This is a genomic window from Shewanella sp. 10N.286.51.B7 (assembly GCF_002873615.1).
Lineage (GTDB): Bacteria > Pseudomonadota > Gammaproteobacteria > Enterobacterales > Shewanellaceae > Shewanella > Shewanella electrodiphila.
The window spans coordinates 1-23,012 of sequence record NZ_MCUF01000055.1; the positions used below are offsets into that span (position 1 = coordinate 1).

Consider the following 23,012-nt stretch of genomic DNA (forward strand, 5'->3'; position numbering starts at 1 on the left):
TTAGGGCTTTTTCGTGTCTGAAGTTTATAGCTCTGTGCACTTTTGATGATGTAGGTTAATGTAATTTACCTAACTAGATTGATAAAATGCATAAAAGTAGTGCGTTTATAAGTGATGAATGACTGAGCTCATAGCAATGATTGTCAGATGTTTATCAGATAAAATTGTACAGAACTCCCACTTTAAACTTAAAGATGTATTTTATGTGCTTTTTATACAAAAGATGTTTTTATATTAGGCATTAGTAAGATATATTGCTGCTTTAACGCTTAGGTAGAATTATGGATTGTCGTCTCGGCTGCGGTGCTTGTTGCATTGCGCCCTCTATTACTAGTCCGATCCCTGGCATGCCAAAGGGTAAACCTGCTGGTGAGCGTTGTATTCAATTAAATGACGATAACTTATGTAAGCTGTTTGGCGACCCATCTAGGCCAAAGGTTTGTGCTGAGTTTACAGCCACAATTGACGTGTGCAGTACGACGAATGAACAAGCTTTATGGTTGATCACTGAACTTGAATCATCAACATCTTAAGCAGATAAATTTTAAGCCTGGAATTAACTTATGCAACTAACACGATATACAGACTATGGCATTCGTATTTTAATGTACGTCGCTGCCCAGCCACAAAGAGAAACGTTATTTCGTATTGCGGAAGTCACGACTGTCTTTGAGCTGTCATCGAATCACGTTGCAAAAATTATTCATCATCTAGGCAAGCTTGGCTATATCCAAACCATTAGAGGAAAAAGCGGTGGGTTTAAGTTGGCGGTAAAGCCTGCTGAGATAAATCTGGGTAAATTAGTGGGTGAACTTGAGCCATCATTAGCCCCAGTTAACTGCACTGAACCTTATTGCCGCTTTACGCCTGCTTGTAGCTTAAAGGGCATATTAGCTGAGGCTGTTGCTGCTTATATGGAAGTATTAAATCAGTGTACTCTAGCTGATATAGTAAAAAATTCAGACGAGTTAATGGAAACGCTGCCAGATCTGTCTATCTCAGTACTTGAGCTGAACTAGTTCCTTCGTTCTTAGCCATTGAAACTGGCAAAAGTTTTGAGGTATGGACTAAGTCGATACCTTTACCTTCCAATCTATGTAGGTTTTTATTTAAAAAGCGCACTGTTTCCGGATAAGGGTGCGCGATTACAACAATACTCCCTTCAGTTTTTGCTTTCTTAATGATTTGAGTGAATTGTTTCTCTAACGCTTGTTCACTGACATCGTTATCTAAAAAGATTTCTCTTCTGAGTAACGGCACTCCATATTGCAGGGCTTTATCGCTCGCTTTGCTGTAACGAGTGGTGACGCTATCAACAAAATACAAATCCTTTTTCTTTAAGCTTTCCATTAACCAGTTCATTGGATTATCTAACTGAGTTAATAGGCTGCCCATATGGTTATTGGCACCTTTGGCGTAAGGAATATTTTCGAGAGATGCTTTAAGCTGACGCTTTAATTGCTGCTCATCCATATCATTAGTTAAACCACCGTTTCCCAATTTTTTACCATTTAATGCCTGCATTGGAATATGCAGCATAATTTCATTACCTTGATTATGCCCTTGTTGAGCCAATGTTTGGCCTAAAGGGGTATGAGGTAACACTGATAAGGTGACTGTATTAGGGAGCGTCAGCACAGCCTCATCTGATTGACGATAACCTATATCGTCAATGATGATAGCGATGTTTGCGGCTTGTACGTGTCCAGTAATGAGTAGAGCTAATCCAAAAAATATTTTGCGCACAGAGTCTGCTTTTTAGTTATGAGTAGTTATCCATGCAATAGCTGAAGAAATCTGACCATCCTGTGGTTCATCATATTGCGCAGTTGTTTGCTCAATTATATCCAGATAATCAGAATTTAGAATAGCTTCGTTTGAAATTTTAATATCGGGTTCAATACCTTTACTGTGAATGTCATTGCCATCAGGCGTGCTGTACTTTGCAATGGTTAGCTTTATCGCATTATCCATTTCTAACATGGGTATTAGGCTTTGTACTGTACCTTTACCAAAGCTTGTTTCACCTACAAGTGTTGCTCGTTCGTTTTCTTGCAGTGCTGCTGCCAGCACTTCTGATGCTGAAGCTGAGCCTTTATTGATTAATACCACCATTGGGATATCTTCGAAAATAGTTGGTTGAGATGCGTAATAAACTTCATTGGCATCAAAAAAACGCCCTTCAGTTGAGACTATTAACCCTTTTTTCAAGAACAGATCCGCAATACTAATTGCTTGACCCAATAAGCCACCCGGATTGTTCCTAACATCCAAAATAAGTCCACTTAATGATTCATTTTTCCAAAGTTTAGCTTGTTTGATAATGGCGCTAGTCGCGTCGTGTTGAAACGAATTTAACTGTATATAACCGATATTACCTTTAATAATTTTAGCGTTGATAGACTCTATATGAATAAGCTCTGGATCTAATGAAAGCTTGAATGGCGAGTCAGTTTCACGTTCAATGGTTAAGTTAATTGTCTGTTTATTATTACTATTTTGTTTTATGTCCATCAATACGTCAGTTAAGTTACTGCTATCAATAATGGTATCGTTTAGCTGTAGTACTTTATCGCCTGGCTGTAAGTTTGCTCTTGCTGCAGGTGAATTGGGGTAAGGAGTAATGATAGTGATTTGATCGTCGTCGGTTGCCACTTCAAAACCATAGCCGAAATACTGCCCACTATTACTATCGTTAATGCTTTGGTAGTCTTCAGAATCCAAAAAGCCGGAATATGGGTCAAGGTTTGTAAAAATGCCATCGATGGCGAATTCGATTAAATCTTCTCGATCAACATCGTTGAAGTAGTAGGTGTGAATTGTGTCGATAACATCTAATAGCAGCGTGTAACTGTATTCAGATTCATATTTATAGTGTTGCTCTGAACTTGATAAGCTCATTGATAAAGCAACTGAAATACCCAATAGAAAACATAATAAATAGCGTGCAAATTGCATCATAATCGCCCCTTAATACCGTTAAGGTATATTCAGGGCGTCGGTTATTTCAGCGAATTAGGCTTTTATAGCCTGATGATTATCGACAATATTTCGCTGGGTTAACGGCTTGCCCTTTGTGTCGTATTTCAAAGTATAGGCCAGATTCTGTTTGTCCGCCTGAACTCCCGACAAGGGCAATTGATTCACCTTTCTGCACCGTTTCACCTGGTTGGATTAATAACGCCTGTGCGTGGCCATAAAGGCTCATATAACCTTCACCATGATCAACGACCATCACCATACCAAAACCGCGTAACCAATCGGCGTAAATTACAGTGCCTGGTGCAACGGCTGTGATGTTACGTCCTTCAGGGGCGGCTATTACCACTCCTTTCCAACGGATTTGACCTGAACGACGACTACCAAACTTTGAGGCTAAGTGGCCTTTTGTTGGCCAATTTAATTGTCCACGTTTTTTAGCTAAGCCATCCATTTGAGGGTTGTCTTTAGCGGCAAGTAACGCTTGCTCAATGAGGCGCTTCAAGCTGGCCTCTTCTATTTGCATTTGTTCCAGTTCCGCACCTTTACTAGTAAGGGTGCGCTGGATCTGCGCTAAAGTTTGCTGACGTTGGCTTTGTTCTTTATTGAGTTGCTCAGCTTGTTGCTTTTGCTCAATGATTAATGCATTCAGCTTTTGCTGTTCTTCAACTTGTTGAGTCTTAACGGTATCTAATTGCTCTATGGTGCTCTTTAGATTTGTAATAGCGGCAATTCTGGCGTTATTTAGATATTGATAGTAAGCCAGCATTCTTTCAACTGTTGCGGGATTTTGCTGGTTCAGCATCATTTTTGAGTAGTCATGATTACCGGCTAAATAGGCACTTGAAAGTTGTTTAGATAAGGTTTTTTGTTGTGTTGTACGGCGTTTATCTAGTTGAATTTTTTCTACATCTAGCTCACTGAGTTTGCTATTAACTTGACTGAGAGACGCTTGAGTTAAATTTACTTTTTGTGCAGCACTAGAAATAGCTTGCTCATCTCGTTTGAGTAACGAAATGAGTTTTTCCCGTTGGCGGCTGCTGTCTTTCAAAGAGCTTTGCTGTTGGTTAATCTGTGCTTGAATAGCTTTAAGCTCAGACTGACGCTTGTTCAGATCGGCACTTTGAACTGATGATGAAAGTATCAGAAAGCCAGCAAGTATGCTGGCTTTAAACAATAGTCGTTTTTTCACGAGTGGCTATTTACTCTTTGAGTTTAATGATTGAGTGGCCTGTCATTTCTGATGGCACTTCTTGTTCCATCAAGGTTAACATAGTTGGCGCTATATCGCTCAATCGGCCGCCCTCTTCGATAGTGGCATCACGTCCAACATAAATGAATGGGACTAGTTCACTGGTATGGGCGGTATGTGCTTGACCTGTTTCTTCATTGGTCATTTGCTCAGCATTACCATGATCGGCGGTAATTAAACATTCGCCGCCCACTTTTTGTAACGCTTCAACCACACGGCCAATACATGCATCTACAGCTTCACATGCTTTTACTGCGGCATCGAAGTTTCCTGTGTGACCAACCATATCACCGTTAGGGTAATTACAAATGATCACGTCATAGTCTGTTGACTCAATTGCAGCAACCAGCTTATCGGTTAGCTCTGTTGAGTTCATTTCAGGTTGAAGATCATAAGTTGCTACATCTGGAGATTTAATCAGTTCGCGGCTTTCACCTTCAAATGGTTGCTCTTTACCGCCATTAAAAAAGAAGGTTACGTGAGCATATTTTTCAGTTTCTGAAATGCGTAACTGAGTTTTACCTTGGTTTTGTAAAGTCTCACCTAAGGTATTAACCAAATCTGTTGATGGGAATGCCACAGGGACTTTAATGTCGTTGGCATAGTTTGTTAGCATCACAAAATTGACGTCAGGCGTCGCTTTACGCTCAAAGCCATCGAAGTCAGCATTTACAAAGCTGCGAGTAATTTGGCGTGCACGGTCAGCGCGGAAGTTCATGAAAATAAGCGCATCACCGTCAGATAAATGAGCAGCTTCGCCAATAGTGGTTGCTGCAACAAACTCATCATTTTCATCACGGGCGTATGCTGCCTCTAATGCTTCAACGGCATTAGAGTAGTTAAATTCAGCTTCACCTTGAGTGATGAGGTTATAGGTTTTTTGTACGCGATCCCAACGGTTATCACGATCCATTGCGTAGTAACGACCAATCAATGAAGCGATTTTACCGTGTCCTAAACTGTTAAATAACTCATCAAAATGCGCCAATGAATTTTTTGCACTGCGAGGTGGTGTATCTCGGCCATCTAGGAAAGCGTGTAAGTACACTTTAGTTGCGCCACGTTCAACTGCCATTCGACACATAGCTTCAATGTGATCTTCATGACTATGGACACCACCTGGAGACATCAGCCCCATGATGTGCACTGCGCCATTATTGCTAATTGCTTTGTCGATAGATTCACATAAAGCAGCGTTTTGAGTGAATTCATTATCTGCAATCGACTTAGTAATACGTGTCAGTTCTTGATAGACAATACGGCCAGAACCAATATTGATATGACCCACTTCAGAGTTACCCATCTGACCATCAGGTAAACCTACATCTAAACCTGAGCCTGAAATTAAACTGTGTGGATAAGTAGCATTCAATTTATCTAAAACGGGAGTGTTAGCGTGAAAAATAGCATTTTGATGCGTATTTTCGCGGTAACCCCAACCATCTAAGATAAGGAGTGCCAATGGACGCTTTTGAGTCGCCATGGAAATACCTCTATTTGAAAGTTAAAAGTTGATGAGAAAGTTAAAATTTTAATGGTATCGATATTACTACTTATGCAGGCGCTGAAAAAGTAATTTACTTACAGCTTTGCTCTAAGAGAGGTTATTTCAATAGCCATGGCGTTGTCTGAGTGGCTGGGAGGCTTGATGAATTATTTGCAATAAAAGCATAATTACTGCGGATTTGACCTTTGCTTGTTAACTAAATGCAATCTTTCTTAGGTAAAGTGGCACTAATAAATCATTGGAGTCGAGTAATAGGCTTGAACTTGCTGCATTATAAAGACGCAATCGGTATACTCTGTGGCTTATTAATTTTAGCCATTTTTAAAGTAGGCAGAGAAGATGCAAGAATATATTGAATTTTTTCAAGCAAACCCAGTATTGAGTATTGCGTGGGTTGGTTTGTTCATTGCGGTAGTCGTGACTACGATTAAAGCTGCAACCTCTAAAGTCGTTAATATCAATACGCAAGAATTGACCATGTTAATGAACAAACAAGACGGTAAAGTCATTGATGTTCGTTCTCAAGAAGAGTTTCGTAAAGGCCACATCGTAGATGCGTTAAATGTGCCTTTGTCTGAAATTAAAAATAATAAAGCGACAAGCCTTGAAAAGTATAAAAGCAGTCCCATTATTACTGTATGTAATGCTGGTATGACGTCTGCGCAAGCAGCTCAACTTCTTGTTACGCAAGGCTTTGAAAATGTCAGTAACCTAAAAGGCGGTATGGGTGACTGGACTGCGGCTAACTTACCGACTGTTAAAGGTAAGAAGTAAAAGGTAACCAGCTACTCGCTGATGACAATATTAGCGAGTAGAACAAGATCCTACTTGTATAAAGGGCTTACAGGCGTTTTGTTAACTAGTTAGATCAACTTTAATCGGGATGGACTAAAATATGGCATCAGCTGCATTTTAGTAATAAAAGCCCAAATCTAAAATTAGCTTCATAGAAGAGCTAAAACACAATTTGAAGGTAGAAAATCATGGCTGAAGTAGCTAACAACGAAGAACAAGCACCACAATTCAACATTCAACGCGTATTCACTAAAGACGTTTCATTTGAAACGCCAAACAGCCCAGCTGTTTTCCAAAAAGAATGGAACCCAGAAGTTAAGCTAGACCTAGACACTCGTAGCAACAAACTTTCTGATGACGTGTATGAAGTGATTCTTTCTTTAACTGTTACAGCTCAAAACGGTGAAGAAACTGCATTCTTATGTGAAGTTCAACAAGCTGGTATTTTCTCTATCACTGGTTTAACTGAACAGCAACTTGCTCATTCATTAGGTGCTTACTGCCCTAACGTACTATTCCCATATGCACGTGAAACTGTAGGCAACTTAGTTGCTCGTGGTACTTTCCCACAGCTTAACCTTGCACCTGTTAACTTTGATGCGTTATTCGCTCAGTACGTTCAACAACGTCAGCAAGACGCTGCAGCAGCTCCAGCTGCTGAAGAAGCAAACGCTTAATCAATATGGATAATACTACCGAGATTACAGTATTAGGAGCAGGGTCTTACGGCACTGCTCTTGCCATTTCCCTTGCAAGCAGCGGTCATAAGACCTTGCTATGGGGCCATGAGCCTGAGCACATGGAAACCCTAGCCAAAGAGCGCGCTAATAATGCATTTCTGCCAGGAATTACCTTTCCTGACACACTTGAATTAGAAACCGACTTAGGCAAAGCACTTGCTGCGAGTAAAAATGTTTTGGTTGTAGTACCAAGCCATGTATTTGGTTTAGTACTGAAACAGGCCAAACCTTTACTACGAGATGATGCGCGCATTGTCTGGGCCACTAAAGGATTAGAGCCTGAAACAGGTCGATTACTGCAAGATGTTGCTCGTGAGCAACTTGGTGAGAAATTTCCATTAGCAGTATTATCAGGACCAACGTTTGCCAAAGAACTTGCTGCCGGTATGCCGACAGCTATTTCGGTAGCGGGAACGTGTACCGACTTTACTCATGATTTGGTAGAGTTATTACATAGCCCAAAACGTTTACGTGTTTACGCAAATGATGACTTTACTGGCTTACAATTGGGTGGCGCTGTTAAAAACGTTATCGCAATTGGCGCGGGTATGTCAGATGGCATTGGCTTTGGCGCTAATGCTCGTACTGCATTGATCACCCGTGGTTTAGTTGAACTAACACGTTTAGGCGTCGCATTAAATGCGGATGCTAATACCTTTATGGGTATGGCGGGCCTAGGTGATTTAGTGCTGACTTGTACAGATAATCAATCTCGGAATCGTCGATTTGGCTTGGCACTAGGTAAAGGCAGCGATGTCGATACCGCCCAAGAAGAAATTGGCCAAGTGGTTGAAGGTTATCGCAATACTAAAGAGGTTTACACTTTAGCTAAACGTCTTGGTGTTGAAATGCCAATCACTGAGCAAATCTATCAAGTGCTTTATAAAGGTAAAGCCCCTGTAGATGCAGCCAAAGAGCTACTAGGACGCGAACAGAAGTCTGAAACACTCTCAAGCTAGTGCAAGTGTGAATACAACGAAAAGGGTGCTAATATAGCGCCCTTTTTTGTGGCTGATGAAAAATCCGCCACTAAAATATGCTAATCGATTGCCGTAAGGCGCTTAACGAATAAGAGAGTAAACCTGTGAAACATCACGACATAATTATTATTGGCGCAGGCGCAGCAGGATTAATGTGTGCATCAACTGCAGGCTATCGAGGTCGTGATGTACTGGTGTTAGATAACGCCAAACAGGCAGGTAAAAAAATTCTTATCAGCGGTGGTGGTCGTTGTAACTTTACCAACCAAAAAGTAGAGCCGCATAACTTCTTATGTGGCAACAGCCATTTTGTTAAGTCTGCACTAGCCCGCTATCGTTCACAGGATTTTATCGAGTTAGTTGAACGTCATGGTATTAACTACCATGAACGTGACCACGGGCAGTTATTCTGTGACGATTCAGCCAAAGAAATCGTCACCATGTTGATGACTGAATGTGATTGGGCGGGCGCTACAGTACAGCTGCGCACTGAGATCATGAGTGTGGCGAAAAATGCCCAAGGACAGTTTGAAGTGCAAACCTCCAATGGTGAATTTAGCTGTGATTCATTAGTGATTGCTACAGGCGGCTTATCCATGCCAAAACTTGGCGCATCACCTTACGGTTACAAACTTGCAGAACAATTTGGACTCAAGGTGTTACCGACCACTGCTGGCTTAGTGCCATTTACATGGCATAGTGAACAAAAAGCGCGTTTTGAGCCGCTGTCAGGCATTGCTGTGCCGTCAACCATAACCGCTGAAGATGGTACCCAATTTAGTGAAGCACTATTGTTTACTCATCGTGGTTTATCTGGCCCAGCTATTTTGCAGATCTCAAATTACTGGCAAGCAGGACAAGCAATTAGTATTAACTTATTGCCCAATGAAAGTGCCAAAGAAAAAATTGAAACTGCACTGGCTAATCATCCTAAACAAAGCTTAAGAAATACGGTTAGTCAGTGGTTACCAAAGCGTCTTGTTGAAACGTTGTTTGATGCAACTCATCTGGATAAAGCCTTAAATCAATTAGGGCACGGTGAACGAGACCAAATTGCTAGAGACTTAAATGAGTGGTCAATCGTGATGAATGGCACCGAAGGTTACCGCACCGCAGAAGTAACGCTTGGCGGTGTTGATACCAACGAGTTGTCATCTAAAACCATGGAAGCGAAAAATGTCACGGGCTTATACTTTATCGGTGAAGTGATGGACGTCAGTGGCTGGCTCGGCGGGTTCAACTTCCAGTGGGCATGGTCATCAGGGGTGGCTGCAGGGCAATCGATCTAATTTGATAACCAATATCTAAACTGGCTAGGTAATTGTCCTGTCCAGCGCTTAAATGAGCGGCGAAAATTATTACTGTCGGCAAATTTTAATTGTTTGGCGATATGAAGGTTACTGTCGCCGTTAATCACAATCAGGTAGATAGCATGTTGTAGTTTGGCTTCATCTTGCAGTTGCTGAAAGCTAATACTAAATGCCTTTAGCCGTCGCTTCAGTGTCGCGGGGCTGAGACACAGCTGCTGTGCGACATCGGGCAAACTCAAATTAGCGTGGATTTGTCTTAGCAGAAGAGCGCGGATGGTTGCTGGCAAACCAATACGACGATCAGCATTTAAATATTGCCGCCTCAGCTGTCGTTGTGCTTGTAAAAAACCTTGCGAATTATGTAATTCAAAAGCTTGCTTGAGTGTAGATTGGTTGACGCTGACGACACAGATAGGTTGGTTAAATTTCAATTCGTCACCAAGGTATTTGTAGTATTGGTCAATATTGCTTGGGGCTGAATAGGGGAGTGAGAACTGACCTTGCCAGCGGCAGCGACTTAAACGTTTATAACTGGATACTAAGCTCGATAAACTTAATTCTATGAAAAAGCGTTGCAGCTGTGGCATACCTAAGTCTTGCTGGAGCAGCAGATGCTGCTGTTCGGCGGTTTGCCAGCGTGAGATCTGTAGCCAAGGCTGAACAAGCCAATGGTAGCGTTGCCAAAATCGCTGCGCTTGATCTAAGTCTTCACTACAGAGTAAACCTTGGCTTAGTTGACCACTTTGGGCTGGTAACCACTGCTGACCCAAAATAAAAGCAAGGTCGTCAGTAGGCCAAGATTTAATTGCATTACTCACCAGTTTAGCCAATTGCAGCGGACTAATTTTGTGTTCAGCCTGGCAAAAGTCTTGTTCGAAAATGGCGCTGCCCGCCAACAGGGAGGCCGTGGATAAGCCCCGCAGCCGGAACAGTGCTACCAAATTGGCGACGAGTAGCTGGCTATCAATGCATTTATCATCAGCATAGGCAATTGCCGTTAATTTCATCCGGCTTTAGGCCATCGTTGTGCTTGCTTTACTTGCTCTAGGTTTTGGTTTACCTGCTCAATAAGTTGCTCAGCGTTGAGTGAAGGTTGAGCGTTATTGTTGGCGGTAAAGCATATCGCTTGGCTTGCTTGGCAGCCCAGTGGTGTGATGGCGTTTACCAGCTCTTGGGCCATGGCTTCTGCAAAGACTTGGCTGCATTGGCTTAGCATAATAACAAATCGATCGCCGGCGTATCGGCACACTAAATCCTGTGAACGAAGCTGACTAGCTAACATTTGTGCGACGTTAGTCAGCAGTTGGTCGCCTTGGGTAAAACCTCGTTGATGGTTGATTTGGGTAAAATTATCCAGATCAATCATGATCAATGCGATAGCGTGGGGTTGAGCTAAATGTTGCTCGAGTTGGTGGCGCATGGCTCTGGCATCGCACAGCTGGGTTAGGTGATCAACCAGCTGGTGTTGGCGATAAAATTGCTCGCGGGTTCGCAGCTGCTCGTTGATGGTGGTTTGCTCTTCTCGCCATAGCCATAAACCAAAGGTCAAGGTGACTAAGCCAATAGGTGTCGGCAGCTTTTCCATTAAATTGAACCAGCTCGGCAAGCTGTCGTTAATAAAGAACTCATCGAGTAAATCCATATAGCAGCCAAGGCTATACCCCAATAAGCCAATCAGTAATAGCTGGGTGACACGACCGCCAGGTCGGGCAGATAACACCAGCACTAGCCAACTTAAGCCTAGTAATAATAGCGCGCCTTCGGTGGTGATATCGAGCCAGTCAATATCGGCACTAGGTTTGAGTTGCGCTTGGAGTAGACACAGGCTCAATAATGTAGCGCAGCTTAGGAGTATCGAAGTGGCAAATCTATAGCTAGGGATCATGGTTTATAAGTGATTAATTATAGTGATAGTTACGTTACCGCGCTTATATGACGCTTTTGTGATGGTTTAAGTCAATTTAGGGGAGGCAAACTAGCTCATTCAACGAGTCAGTTTTGCTTAAAAAGTTTCAACTTATTTTGGGCTGGTATAAATATGAAACTAGTTCATGGGCTTTTTTTCTTTTAAAACCTGCACATTATTTGGCTTTTATAGAGTAAATAACACACTGCTTCTAATATCAATTAACCAAGTTTAGCCCAGTCATTTTAGCTCAAAGCCCTCGGTTACATAGCTATTTAGGCCTATTTGGGTCTAGGAGAAATACCTGCGTCACATCATTGTCATATCCTTCATCTAGCTTTGCCGCCCATCAGAGCTAACAACCAATAGGATGTAAAATCATGACGTTAAAGAGTTCGCTTTCCCCTCTTTATATCGCCTTGCTTGCTTCAAGCTTGTGCATGCCATCAGCTGCTTGGGCAGGGCGTATCGAAGGTGCAGTTAAAGACAGTCACACGCAATTGCCACTGCAAGGTGCCTTAGTGAGTATTGAAGAGCTAAATTTAAAACTAGAATCCAATCGTGATGGGCGGTTTTTCTTCCCCAAAATTGCTGCGGGCGAATATACCTTAGTGGCTAGCTATTTAGGTGGGCAGACTCATCGAGAGCGCATTAAGGTAACGCAAGACGGTATTAGCAATAGCCAGATCCAGTTGCAGGGCCAAGGGTTAGAACATATTCAAGTGGTAGGTCAGCGCGGCGCGTTGAGCAAATCATTAAATCGTCAGCGAGCGGCTGATAACTTAGTGAGTGTGCTCAGTGCAGATGCATTAGGCAATTTTCCAGACACAAACATCAGTGAAGCACTGCAACGGGTACCGGGGTTATCGATAGAGCGCGACCAAGGTGAAGGCCGATTCGTGCGTATTCGCGGGATGGCGCCAGATTATAATGCAGTATCAATGAACGGCACTAGACTGCCTTCGCCAGATAGCGATCGCCGCGCCGTGGCACTCGATGTGCTACCGGCTGATCTGTTGCAATCGGTAGAAGTGTCTAAGACATTAACCCCTGACATGGATGCTGACTCGTTAGGTGGCGCCATTGAGGTTAAAAGCTTATCTGCATTCGATCGTGATGATACTTACTTCAATATCAGTGCCGAAGGCTCCTATGATGAACTGACCGAGAACACCAACCCCAAATTAGCTGCCAGTTATAGCGATATTTTTGATGACCGTCTGGGTGTCGCTATCGCTGCAAGTTGGTATAACCGTGATTTTGGTTCTGACAATGTTGAAACGGGCGGTAAATGGGCGTTTGATGAACCGGTATTACTTGAGGAAATGGAGCCGCGTGACTATCAAATTAACCGTGAGCGCATTGGTGTGGGAGTTAACTTTGACTACCGCCCTAATGACAATAACGATGTGTATTTACGCACGCTTTATAGTCAGTTTGATGACACTGAAACCCGCAATGGTAATGAAATCGCTTGGGAAGATGGCGTGGCAATGGGTGAAAGTGGTGATGTAGAAGCCACTCGTTCGCTTAAATCACGAAGCGAAGATCAAGCGATAGGCTCTTTGGTACTCGGCGGCCAGTCTCGATTTGATAAATGGACGCTGGATTATCAAACCAGTTGGAGCAGAGCGACTGCAGATAAACCAAGACACATAGGCGGCGCCGATTTTAAAGGTGAGTTCACTGATGTGGCCGTCGATGATACTCACATACCCAAAGTGACTGCAACTGAGTCATTTTACAGTGCAGATCAATATGAATTAGATAAAGTGGAAATTGCCGACTCAAGTGCAGTGGATACCATGGTCTCAGCGAATTTCGACCTGAGCAAAACGTGGTTGATTAACGATTTGCCTGTAGAAGTTAAATTTGGCGGAAAATACACCGCCCGCAGTAAAGAGAATCGTGAAGACATCTGGATTTATGAGGACTTTTCCGATCAAGGCATCGCTGATGACCAATTACTGATGAGCGCTTATGCCGGTCCAGAGCCAGATTACAATTTAGGCCGTTTCGGTCCATCCATTAATGCAGCCCCCGTATGGGCCTTGGTCAATGGTATGGATGCCGACAGTGCTAAAGACGAGATTGAATCGACCATTAACGACTTTGATATTGATGAAGATATCAGTGCCGCCTACCTGATGGGGCATGTCGACATTGATCAATTACGCGTGCTAGCAGGGGTGCGTTTTGAGCATACCGATATGCACACCAAAGGCTCTGGTTTTGATGAAAGCCAAGATGCGTTTTTTGCCAGCGAAACCGATAGAGACTATCAACACTGGTTGCCAGGGCTGCATCTCAATTATAAGTACAGCGATAATACTGTCGTGCGCGCCTCGTGGAGCAATACTATTGTGCGTCCGACCTTTGGTCAGCTAGCGCCGGGTTATCTCATTGAAGTCGACGATGATGAGCTAGAAGCCAGCTTTGGTAATCCAGATCTTGAAGCCCTAGAGTCAATGAACTGGGACTTGAGCATTGAGCATTACATGGGCGGCCTCGGCGTTTTATCGGCCAGCGGTTTTTACAAAGACATAAACAATTTTATCTATGAAGCAGATTTAGGCGGTTATGGTCCTTATCAAGACTTCGATAAAGCCAATACCTTCACTAATGGTGATGAGGCTAATATCACTGGGGTTGAGCTAACCTATGTGCAAGATTTTAGTTTTATGCCAGAAGATTGGCGTGGCCTTATCTTTACCACCAATGTCACCGCTAGCGATTCGTCTGCCACGATCTCTTGGCAAGATGATGGTAAGCAAAGCCGTGATATCCCACTGCCGAGTCAATCAGAACTCACGGCAAATGCCTCATTTGGATATGAAAATAGTTATGTTAGTTTGCGTTTATCAGCAGCTTATAAATCAGAGTACTTGATTGAAGTCTCAGAGCTTGATGATGCTGATTTTGACATCTATCAAGATTCCCACACCCAATGGGATTTTGTTGCCAAAGGTTATATCACTGAAAACGTCACGGTTTACTTTAAAGGGATCAACTTAACAGATGAGCCTTATTACGCTTATACCGGTCAATCACGCTACAACGCCCAATATGAAGAGTACGGTCGTACTTTCCAATTAGGCATTCAGTACATCAATATGTAGGGATTGATTCATGAATCTAACAATAAAAAATATTAAAAATAGTTACTTATGGCTTGCTATCGGCGGTCTGTGTGTCAGCGGCATTGCTGTTGCAGTAACGGCGACGAGCGATAAGTTGACGCTTGTTGGGCCCGCCGCGGGCAGTCAGGCGGCCAAATGGCGCGACAACTGGCTGTTTGCCAGTGAACAGCAGGGGCTCGTGTTGGCAGATGGCGAGCTGAAAAACATTGTACCCGGTCAGTTTGAACACCTTGATATCTGGGGCGATATTGCACTGACTTACGATATGCAAGTAGACCAAGTACAGGGAATTAAACTTGATGTCGATAATATGCAGCGCTTGCCATTACTGCCCAAGCGACAAATTCAGGTCGATTGGCTGTGTTTGCAGCCCCGCGCCGCTGACAAGAACTTGTATGCCTGGATAGGTAATGAAGAGGGCCAAGCGGAGCAATGGCTGCTAATGAGTGAACAGCAGTGGCAGCCGCAATTGTTACGTAGTTTATCGGTGGTGATGGGCGCACTGACATGTACCGTAGATGCTGAGCAGTTATATGTAGTGGAAAACCAGCAGGGCGTATGGCAATACCCAGCAGCGCCGAATAGCCCAGCAGAAGGACAGTTAGTGCTACACCATAGTGATAATGACTACATCGATATCGGCCAGTTTGCTGGACAAATACTACTGAGCGACAATAGTGGTCAAGTGTTTGACATTGATGGTAATAGCTTATTTAGCGCCAATTTGGGCATCGATGATATAGAAAGCTTTGCTGTTGATGGTCAGCAGATCACTTATCTTGTTGATAGTGATAAAAGCTATTACCAAAGCGAGTGGCCGTTTCAGCCTCTGACATCAGCGCCGGACGAGCTTATCGTCGAGATCCCGACACAAGTGGAAAGTGCCATTGCCGACCGTGCTGGCGACACTATGGATGACCCTGCTATTTGGGTTCACCCTACTGAGCCGAGTCTCAGTCGCATATTGGGCACTAATAAACGCTGGGGCTTACTGAGCTTTGATATGCAGGGCAATCAGGTACAACAATTAGCAGCCGGCCGAGTGAACAATGTCGATATTCGTCAGCGGGTTAAGTTAGGTGGCGAGTATCGGGATATTGCTGTGGCAAGTAACCGTGACCGCAATAGTTTGAGTATTTTTGCGATTGATGGCCAAGGCCAGCTGACTCAATTGCTGGAGCAAGCGACCAGTCTTAGCGACATCTACGGATTGTGTCTGTACCAACCCACCGAAGATAGCCTTTACGCCTTTGCCAATGACAAGTCAGGGCTGATTAGTCAACTGGCGTTAACATGGGACAACGACCACCTTAAAGCCACAGAGGTGCAGCGTTTTACTGTACCTAGCCAACCGGAAGGTTGTGTGGTCGATGATCGCACTCAGCGATTGTTTGTCGGTGAGGAAAATGTCGGCATTTGGCTGTTTGATCTCAGTGGCAGTCAGCCACAAGGGAACATGATCATTATTGCTGGTGGTCCTTTGGTGGCCGACATTGAAGGGTTAGATCTTTATCAGCACCCCAATGGTGATGCTTATTTAGTGGTGTCGAGCCAAGGTAATGACAGTTATCTGCTGTACGATGCTCAGCCGCCATTTGCTTATGTCAGCCGCTTTCGGATTGGGGTTAATGGCTCAAAAGGCCATGATGGTAGCGCCGAAACCGATGGCTTAGCGGTAACGTCGAGTGCGGTAGGTACTGGGGTATGGTCTGACGGTATGTTGGTGGTGCAAGATGGCCGCAACAGACTGCCTGACGAACATCAAAACTTTAAATGGGTGCCTTGGCAGATAGTGCAACAGAAGTTGAATTTGCCTTAACCATATAGCGCTGCTAACCGACGGAGGCGTTGGTTGAGTTAGTTGTCTGCGAATTGGTGATAGCCGTGCTCTGAAGTAAGCTGATTGTGGCAACGCAATCAGCTTTATTGTCAGCATGGCAATCAACAATATTTTATAGCATGCAACTGGTTTTTTGGTGTCGTGCAACGAGTTAAGCGCTCGACTCGCTCTTTACCCGTAGCTCTTATCTAGCGAAACATAGGCTGAAGGGTATCTATACGGTCTATAATTTCATCCGATGCCCTTTATAATCTATGCCTGAATACCCATAAATTAATGGCTGTTTTAGCGCATTGGACATGAAAATGTTTTATAACCTTCCTATAGCCATGGCAGGCTAAATTCGTTTAAATTGATTGCTATTGAATGAGCTGCAGCAAGCGTTTGCTCATTAAATTAGAGCGGCTAAAGGAATGGGAGCAAACTCATGGAATTAGAGATATATGTGGTGGATGCATTCACCGATACAAACTTTAAGGGCAATTCTGCCGCTGTTATTCCTATCAATGACTGGCTTGATGATGAGTTAATGCAAAATATTGCTGCTGAAAATAACTTATCTGAAACCGCTTTTATTAAAGCAATTGGTATTAACCAATATGAGATCCGCTGGTTCTCACCCCTCACTGAAATAGATTTTTGTGGCCATGCAACTTTGGCAGCATCATTTGTGTTGTTTAACCATTTAGGTTGTGATGGTGAGCTTGAGTTTTTGACCACAAAGGTCGGCAAGCTTCAGGTTACTCAATTAACTAACATGCGTATTCAAATGAGCTTTCCTAATCTCGCCCCTTCACCAATTGAAGTGGTACCAGAAGACTTATATGAGGGCTTATCCATTAAGCCGCAAAGCGTCCTAAAAAGCGAGCAAGCCTACTTTGCTGTTATGGCGTCAGCTGATGAAGTCAAAGACATACAATATCAGTCGGAAACGCTCAAACGGCTTGCACCTTTTGATGTGGTCGTAACAGCAAAAGCCGATGATGACAGTAAACATGACTTTATCTCTCGCTATTTCTGGCCTGCAAATGGCGGTGACGAAGATCCGGTTACAGGATCTATTCATGCGGGGTTAGCACCTTATTGGTCTAGCATATTAAATAAAACCGCACTTGTTGCTCAGCAGGCCTCTGCGAGAAGCGGGGTTTTATATTGTCAGATAGACAATGACCGTGTGTTGGTTTCAGGCTATGGCACTTTGTATCTGTTAGGGACGATTTATGTTTAAGTCGATAACGCTTAGCTTAAGCGTGCCAAGGTGTCTTTATCTACTCAAGACTCGTGACATCATACGGAAGTGAATATATGAAAAAAGTAGCCTTAGTAACAGGTTCAAGTAGAGGAATTGGTGCTGCGACGGCAAAGTTACTCGCACGCCAAGGGTATGCTGTGTGTGTTAATTATCGAAGTCAGAAAAATGCAGCGGATGATGTTGTAGCAGCAATTAAGGCTGAAGGTGGTAAAGCCATTGCGATACAAGCAGATGTGTCCGTAGAAGCAGAAGTGATACAACTCTTTTTATCAATTGAGCAAGCTTTAGGACAAGTGACACATTTGGTTAATAACGTTGGCATCTTATATCAACAATCAAACCTAGTCGATATGAGTCTTGAGCGATTCAATAGCGTTCTCATCGCTAATGTCTCTAGTTGTTTTTTGTGTTGTCGTGAAGCCCTAAAAGTGATGCAGCAAGGTTGTGCAATCGTCAATGTATCTTCTGCGGCATCTCGCCTAGGTGCGCCATTTGAGTATATTGATTATGCAGCCTCAAAAGGTGCGATAGATTCATTAACTAAGGGCTTATCATTGGAAGTTGCAGGCAATGGCATACGGGTTAATGGTGTTCGTCCTGGGCTAATCGATACCAGTATTCATGCTGATGGCGGAGAGCCAGAACGTGCACAACGATTGGGGGCAACCACCCCGTTACAGCGCTGTGGTGCGCCTGAAGAGGTGGCGAATGCCATTTCGTGGTTATTATCGGATGAGGCTAGTTATGTCACAGGCTCATTTGTTGACATCGCTGGTGGTAAGTAGCCATTGAACAGAATGCTATAAGTGTATTACTAAGTTTTCTGTATAGGCTGCATTTGTTTATGGCAATTAAAAAGGGAAGCAACTGCTTCCCTTTTTAATGAGTGATTGATTTCAGTAAGTCGCTAGCAGATTACTGCATTAGACCAATAAAGTAAGGGATGATTAACGCATTGGCTAAGTCGATAAAGAAGGCGCAAACCAACGGCACAATGATGAAGGCTTGAGCAGAGTATCCATAGCGCATTGAGACTGCTGACATGTTAGCCATCGCTGTTGGTGTTGAGCCCAGTGAGATACCACCAAAGCCTGAACAAATCACAGCGGCATCATAATTCTTGCCCATTGCAGGAAACACGATGAATAAGTTGACCACAATAGCCACAATAAATTGCATCCCAAGAATGGCAAAGATAGGTCCAGCTAAATCCACTAATGTCCATAATTGCATGCTCATTAATGACATCGCTAAGAACGTTCCTAGTGACATATCAGCAATGAGATCAATCGCTGCAGTACGGCTAGGCCAAGCAGTGCCAGTAATACGTGGGTAGCTTTTAGGAATTAAATTGCTTATTACAATACCAGCGAATAGGCAAGTCACGAACAAGGGTAAGTCTAGCCCTAAACTGCTGACCACTTCATTTAACAGAAACCCTAAAATCACACAGATATGAATCGCTAATAGGGCATCTAAGAAATCAAACGAAGTCATTTTGACGGCTGTTTCGGTTTCTTTACCTTGCGTATTTGCAGCTTCTAAATCAACTGAAGGTTTTAATTGATGTTTATTGATCAAGTATTTGGCAATGGGCCCGCCCATTAAGCTGGCAAGAATTAACCCGAATGTGGCACTAGCAATACCAATTTCCATGGCGCTGGATAAACCAAATTGTTCTTGGATTTTTGGTGCCCAGGCAATGGCGGTACCATGGCCGCCAATCAATGACACGCTGCCACCGAGTAAACCGACAATCGGTTCTTGACCAAACAAGGTTGCTACACCTATACCGGTAAGGTTTTGCAAAATCATGTAACCAATAGTGACAATGAGCAAAATGACTAAAGGCTTACCACCTTTGAGTAAATCGCCTAAGCTGGCATTAATACCGATAGTGGTAAAAAAGTACACCAGTAAGACATCTCTGGCCATTAGATCAAAGTTGATTTCAATGCTGGTGGCTGCATAAATAAGGGTGAATAAAATAGAAAAGATGATCCCGCCAGAAACGGGCTCAGGAATACTAAATTCTTTTAAAAAGCCCACAACCTGATTTAAACGTCTACCAATAAACAGCACGATAATCCCTACCGTGACAGTAAAGAAAGAGTTTAACTGCACAATGCCGTCAGCAAATTCCATAATACTTCCTTGTTAACTTTAAGAATACTGTGTGATTAATCGCAATAGTTTGACATACATACTCAAACCATTGATAGCAGCAATCACCACTAAGCCCTAAAAACAGCGTTGTGAGATTAAGACTGTGTTTTGCGTTACTGATTTTAGGTTACAACTGCGAGGAGGCTTTATCGCCAAACACATTGGATATCTCATAAAATGATCATCTTGAAGTGATAGCAGAACTTTGCCTGAAGAGGTTACATAAAAAACCACCGAAATAGGGTGGTTTTAGGAGTCAGCTAGATAGCAGTGTATTTAGTTAGCAGTGTATTTAGTTAGGTGATCACTTAGTTAAGTGTTTGCTTAATTGCAGCACTTCAACGGCGGTTTTACCTAAGGTATAGCGGCCAGCAATGGCATATTGATGATTATAGCGGTCTAACCATTTTTGTAATTGTTGGTTGAGTTCTTCAATAGTCGTAATGCGATGATTCTTTAAAAATGGCGCATAAAATTCATCGTAGGTTAGCTGTTGAAAACGAGCAGCTAAGCCGTTAACCACAGGGCCATTATAGGCACGCATTTGAATGTGGTTGATATCAGCGTGGTCGAGTAAATCTTTAAATGGCGCACTTTGTTTACCAGAGAATTCAGCCCCTCTATCGGTCAGTAGGCTGTTAATTTTGATCTGTTGCTGCATGTACCATGGCTGAACCGTAGATTGCAAAAAGTTCGCTGCAGTACTTGAGTCTTTATTATCACTGATAATCGCAATGGCATACTGACTATAAGCATCAATGAAAGTGTGCTGATAGAGCTGACCCATAGGATCAACATTGCCAATACTAAAGGTATCTTGCACACAAACATCACCTGGGTATTTACAATCTAACGCTGATTCATTTTGCTCGAGTTTATAAAGCTGCTCCATATCATGCTGGCTTTTAAAGCTAAGCTGGTTTTGCTGACGTAAACGGCTATTAAGCGCCACTAGGCGGTTTTTCTTGGTTTCAAGATTGTGCCTCACCCAAATGGTACGCACACCGCTGGCGGAAATAGTACAACCACGGGCAGTCAGAAGTTCCGCAGCTTTCGCTTGACCATAATTAGGGTAATCGAGTGCGATTTCGATGACTTGGTCTTCAACTTCTTGTGATACACGGTTTTTAAGCGCAGGTTTCTTGCGTGAAAGGTTTTTAAGCCCGCGTTCACCTGCTTCTTCATATTGCTTTTTAAAGCGGTAATAGCTGTCACGGCTATAACCCATAATGTCGCAGGCTTTACTGATGCTACCCAGTTCAGTTGCTAACTGAAGCAGAGCGAGTTTACTGCGAATTTCATTTTTATTTGAATTCATATCTGCTTATTATCGTTAAGTTATTACCACAAAATCCATCTTACCAAAAAACACCGTTAGGGGCATATCCTAACCACTTAAACCAAGTTTCACCCATTAAAATACTGGTAGCCCAACCAATCATCAACATGGTAAAACCAAACTTAAAGCTGTCACTTAAGCTGTATTGATCGGTTGAGTAAAGCAGCAAAGCTGGCTTACTGTTAAATGGCAGCACATAAACGTGCTCGATTAACAGCGCCACAGGTAGAGCTAAGCTCATAATTGGAAAATCAAAACGTTGAGCAATACCAATGGCAATGGGCACAAACAGCATAGTGCGCATGGTTTTAGATTGGAATACGAGTGAGCTTAATAGCATCGCGCCGGTTAGCATAATATAGAACACGCTAAATGGTGTTGATTCATCTAAGCCAAAGTATTCAAGGCTAAAGTTAACCGCAAGGTTAGGTAAGTCAGTTTGCTTAAAGCCTGCACCTAGAGTGTATGCACCTGCAGAGAACAGTAATAAATGCCAAGGAACATCGACTTGGTTCCAGTTCACAACCCCAATACGCGGGCTTAATGCGACAATCGCCCCAATGAATGCAATCGCAGTTGCACTGACGCCGTGGTATTTGTCGGTGGCCCAAAAAACTAAAATAGTCACAAAAATCACGATAGATTTAATCTCACGGAACGAGACTTTACCCATTTTATCTAATTCTTGTTGTAAGCGTTCCATCCCTCCTTCGATTTGTGGCAGGCGCTCTTCAGGTGACAGTGGGAAAAAGACCTTCGTTGCCAGTAACCAGCCAATCACAATCATGCAGATGACAATTGGCATGGCGACTATCATCCAGTCGGCAAAGAAGAAACTGCCGCCAATAGCGCCTGCAATCAGACTTGCAGCTAATAGGTTAGCACCTGAGCCTGTGACAAACGCACCAGCACATAAGTTAATCTGTAATAGGTTTTGCAGGACTAAATTTCGGCCGAAGTTGTTTTTATTTTCTCCGCCTCTTGCGCCATAGACCGCAGCAATCACCATAAAAATAGGCATCAAAATCGCAGCCTTTGCTGTGGTCGCAGAAATAAAGGCAGACAAGGCTAAGTTAATCACCATAAAACTGTAAAAAATCGGTGTCGCACTGGTACCAAAACGGCAGATAAACCATAAGGCAAAGCGTTTTGCAGCACCCGAAGACACCAACATGGAAGCTAGGATGAAAGATAGAATGTTTAACCACATAATTGGATGCCCAAGCTGGGCATAGGCTTGGCGTTCAGGCAGTACACCGGTCAGAACTAAGGCAATAATGACCATTAATGAGGTGAGATAATTGGGGATTGGTTCAGTAATCCATAAAATAACCGCAGTGCAGAAAATGGCTAACATCGCCTGCCCATGCCAGCTAAATTCAGTCAGGCCGACATTGTGAAAATGTTCTGCAGCTGACTTGCTTAACATTGATGAGTCAAAATCTGTCAAAAAAGAGGCTGGGTTGCCCGTCAGTAAAAAGATAAATGCCGCCAACGCTATCCATATACCACTTTTAGCTAACCATAACTCGAAGTTAGTTTTTGATCTGACAGGTAGCCGTTCCATTTTGTATTGGTTCATATCAAGTGGATCAATCTTATCAGTTATCTCTTTGCTCATCTTGTTGTGACCTTAAGCTATATTCCATTTGCAATAACCATAACCGTTAAAGCCGTAATAAAAATGGATCAAGATCAATAAATTATCTTAATAGTTTTTAATTAATATTTTAACTAACTATCGGTGTGGTTTTTTACTTGTGATATTTGATTGTTTTTAAAGGTTTTTTGGTTTGCCTGTAATTG

The 23,012-nt window shown here is 43.0% G+C and carries 19 protein-coding genes; 10 read left to right on the forward strand and 9 right to left on the reverse strand.

From position 1 onward, the window contains the following. The first annotated feature begins 281 nt into the window (after positions 1-281). Both BCU84_RS14995 and BCU84_RS15000 read left to right on the forward strand, forming a co-directional pair. Positions 282-533 carry a YkgJ family cysteine cluster protein gene (locus BCU84_RS14995; protein ID WP_102528881.1) on the forward strand — a complete coding sequence of 84 codons (252 nt, stop codon included), beginning with the start codon at positions 282-284 and terminating at the stop codon, positions 531-533. Between the two features lie 30 nt (positions 534-563). Next, complete coding sequence (locus BCU84_RS15000) at positions 564-1,019, forward strand: Rrf2 family transcriptional regulator (RefSeq protein WP_102528882.1); 456 nt, start codon at positions 564-566, stop codon at positions 1,017-1,019. Here the strand turns inward: BCU84_RS15000 and BCU84_RS15005 are convergent. The 4 genes from BCU84_RS15005 to gpmM form a co-directional block, all read right to left on the reverse strand. Continuing rightward, complete coding sequence (locus BCU84_RS15005) at positions 994-1,746, reverse strand: divergent polysaccharide deacetylase family protein (RefSeq protein ID WP_102528883.1); 753 nt, start codon at positions 1,744-1,746, stop codon at positions 994-996. The two genes, BCU84_RS15000 and BCU84_RS15005, sit on opposite strands and share 26 nt — an antisense overlap. 12 nt (positions 1,747-1,758) lie before the next feature. After that, positions 1,759-2,961 carry a S41 family peptidase gene (locus BCU84_RS15010; protein WP_102528884.1) on the reverse strand — a complete coding sequence of 401 codons (1,203 nt, stop codon included), beginning with the start codon at positions 2,959-2,961 and terminating at the stop codon, positions 1,759-1,761. Positions 2,962-3,037: 76 nt separating this feature from the next. After that, positions 3,038-4,171 (reverse strand): peptidoglycan DD-metalloendopeptidase family protein, encoded by a 1,134-nt coding sequence (locus BCU84_RS15015; protein WP_102528885.1) that lies wholly within the window; start codon positions 4,169-4,171, stop codon positions 3,038-3,040. A 10-nt stretch (positions 4,172-4,181) separates the two neighbouring features. Then, a complete protein-coding gene (gene gpmM, locus BCU84_RS15020; protein ID WP_102528886.1) occupies positions 4,182-5,714 on the reverse strand; it encodes a 2,3-bisphosphoglycerate-independent phosphoglycerate mutase in 1,533 nt (510 codons plus the stop codon). 363 nt (positions 5,715-6,077) lie between these two features. Between gpmM and BCU84_RS15025 the strand changes: the two genes are divergently transcribed. The 4 genes from BCU84_RS15025 (at position 6,078) to BCU84_RS15040 (ending at position 9,542) form a co-directional block, all read left to right on the forward strand. After that, the gene (locus BCU84_RS15025; protein WP_102528887.1) at positions 6,078-6,512 is read left to right on the forward strand and encodes a rhodanese-like domain-containing protein; all 435 of its coding nucleotides are present in this window, start codon (positions 6,078-6,080) and stop codon (positions 6,510-6,512) included. Positions 6,513-6,721: 209 nt separating this feature from the next. Further along, a complete protein-coding gene (gene secB, locus BCU84_RS15030) occupies positions 6,722-7,210 on the forward strand; it encodes a protein-export chaperone SecB (RefSeq protein WP_102528888.1) in 489 nt (162 codons plus the stop codon). Positions 7,211-7,215: 5 nt separating this feature from the next. Then, complete coding sequence (gene gpsA, locus BCU84_RS15035) at positions 7,216-8,232, forward strand: NAD(P)H-dependent glycerol-3-phosphate dehydrogenase (protein ID WP_102528889.1); 1,017 nt, start codon at positions 7,216-7,218, stop codon at positions 8,230-8,232. Between the two features lie 125 nt (positions 8,233-8,357). Continuing rightward, complete coding sequence (locus BCU84_RS15040; RefSeq protein WP_102528890.1) at positions 8,358-9,542, forward strand: NAD(P)/FAD-dependent oxidoreductase; 1,185 nt, start codon at positions 8,358-8,360, stop codon at positions 9,540-9,542. On the opposite strand, the gene BCU84_RS15045 is transcribed toward BCU84_RS15040, so the two are convergent. Together BCU84_RS15045 and BCU84_RS15050 are read right to left on the reverse strand one after the other, a co-directional pair. Further along, positions 9,539-10,570 (reverse strand): AraC family transcriptional regulator, encoded by a 1,032-nt coding sequence (locus BCU84_RS15045; protein ID WP_102528891.1) that lies wholly within the window; start codon positions 10,568-10,570, stop codon positions 9,539-9,541. The two genes, BCU84_RS15040 and BCU84_RS15045, sit on opposite strands and share 4 nt — an antisense overlap. Beyond that, a complete protein-coding gene (locus tag BCU84_RS15050) occupies positions 10,567-11,394 on the reverse strand; it encodes a GGDEF domain-containing protein (protein ID WP_157936229.1) in 828 nt (275 codons plus the stop codon). Before BCU84_RS15050 ends, BCU84_RS15045 begins: the two co-directional genes overlap by 4 nt. 455 nt (positions 11,395-11,849) lie before the next feature. On the opposite strand from BCU84_RS15050, the gene BCU84_RS15055 reads away from it, so the two are divergent. The 4 genes from BCU84_RS15055 (at position 11,850) to BCU84_RS15070 (ending at position 18,486) form a co-directional block, all read left to right on the forward strand. After that, on the forward strand, positions 11,850-14,588 hold the full coding sequence (locus tag BCU84_RS15055; RefSeq protein WP_102528893.1) for a TonB-dependent receptor: 2,739 nt from the start codon (positions 11,850-11,852) through the stop codon (positions 14,586-14,588). 10 nt (positions 14,589-14,598) lie between these two features. Continuing rightward, positions 14,599-16,428, forward strand: coding sequence for a phytase (locus BCU84_RS15060; protein ID WP_102528894.1), 1,830 nt, complete (start codon positions 14,599-14,601; stop codon positions 16,426-16,428). Positions 16,429-16,876: 448 nt separating this feature from the next. Continuing rightward, a complete protein-coding gene (locus BCU84_RS15065) occupies positions 16,877-17,677 on the forward strand; it encodes a PhzF family phenazine biosynthesis protein (RefSeq protein WP_102528895.1) in 801 nt (266 codons plus the stop codon). 77 nt (positions 17,678-17,754) lie between these two features. Then, a complete protein-coding gene (locus tag BCU84_RS15070; protein ID WP_102528896.1) occupies positions 17,755-18,486 on the forward strand; it encodes an SDR family oxidoreductase in 732 nt (243 codons plus the stop codon). A 130-nt stretch (positions 18,487-18,616) separates the two neighbouring features. Here BCU84_RS15070 and gltS read toward each other — a convergent pair whose 3' ends face one another. The 3 genes from gltS to BCU84_RS15085 form a co-directional block, all read right to left on the reverse strand. Next, the gene (gltS, locus tag BCU84_RS15075; RefSeq protein WP_102528897.1) at positions 18,617-19,846 is read right to left on the reverse strand and encodes a sodium/glutamate symporter; all 1,230 of its coding nucleotides are present in this window, start codon (positions 19,844-19,846) and stop codon (positions 18,617-18,619) included. Positions 19,847-20,171: 325 nt separating this feature from the next. Then, positions 20,172-21,185, reverse strand: a complete 1,014-nt coding sequence (locus BCU84_RS15080; RefSeq protein ID WP_102528898.1) for a helix-turn-helix domain-containing protein — start codon at positions 21,183-21,185, stop codon at positions 20,172-20,174. Between the two features lie 40 nt (positions 21,186-21,225). Continuing rightward, a complete protein-coding gene (locus BCU84_RS15085) occupies positions 21,226-22,827 on the reverse strand; it encodes a DASS family sodium-coupled anion symporter (RefSeq protein ID WP_102528899.1) in 1,602 nt (533 codons plus the stop codon). Positions 22,828-23,012: the final 185 nt, after the last annotated feature.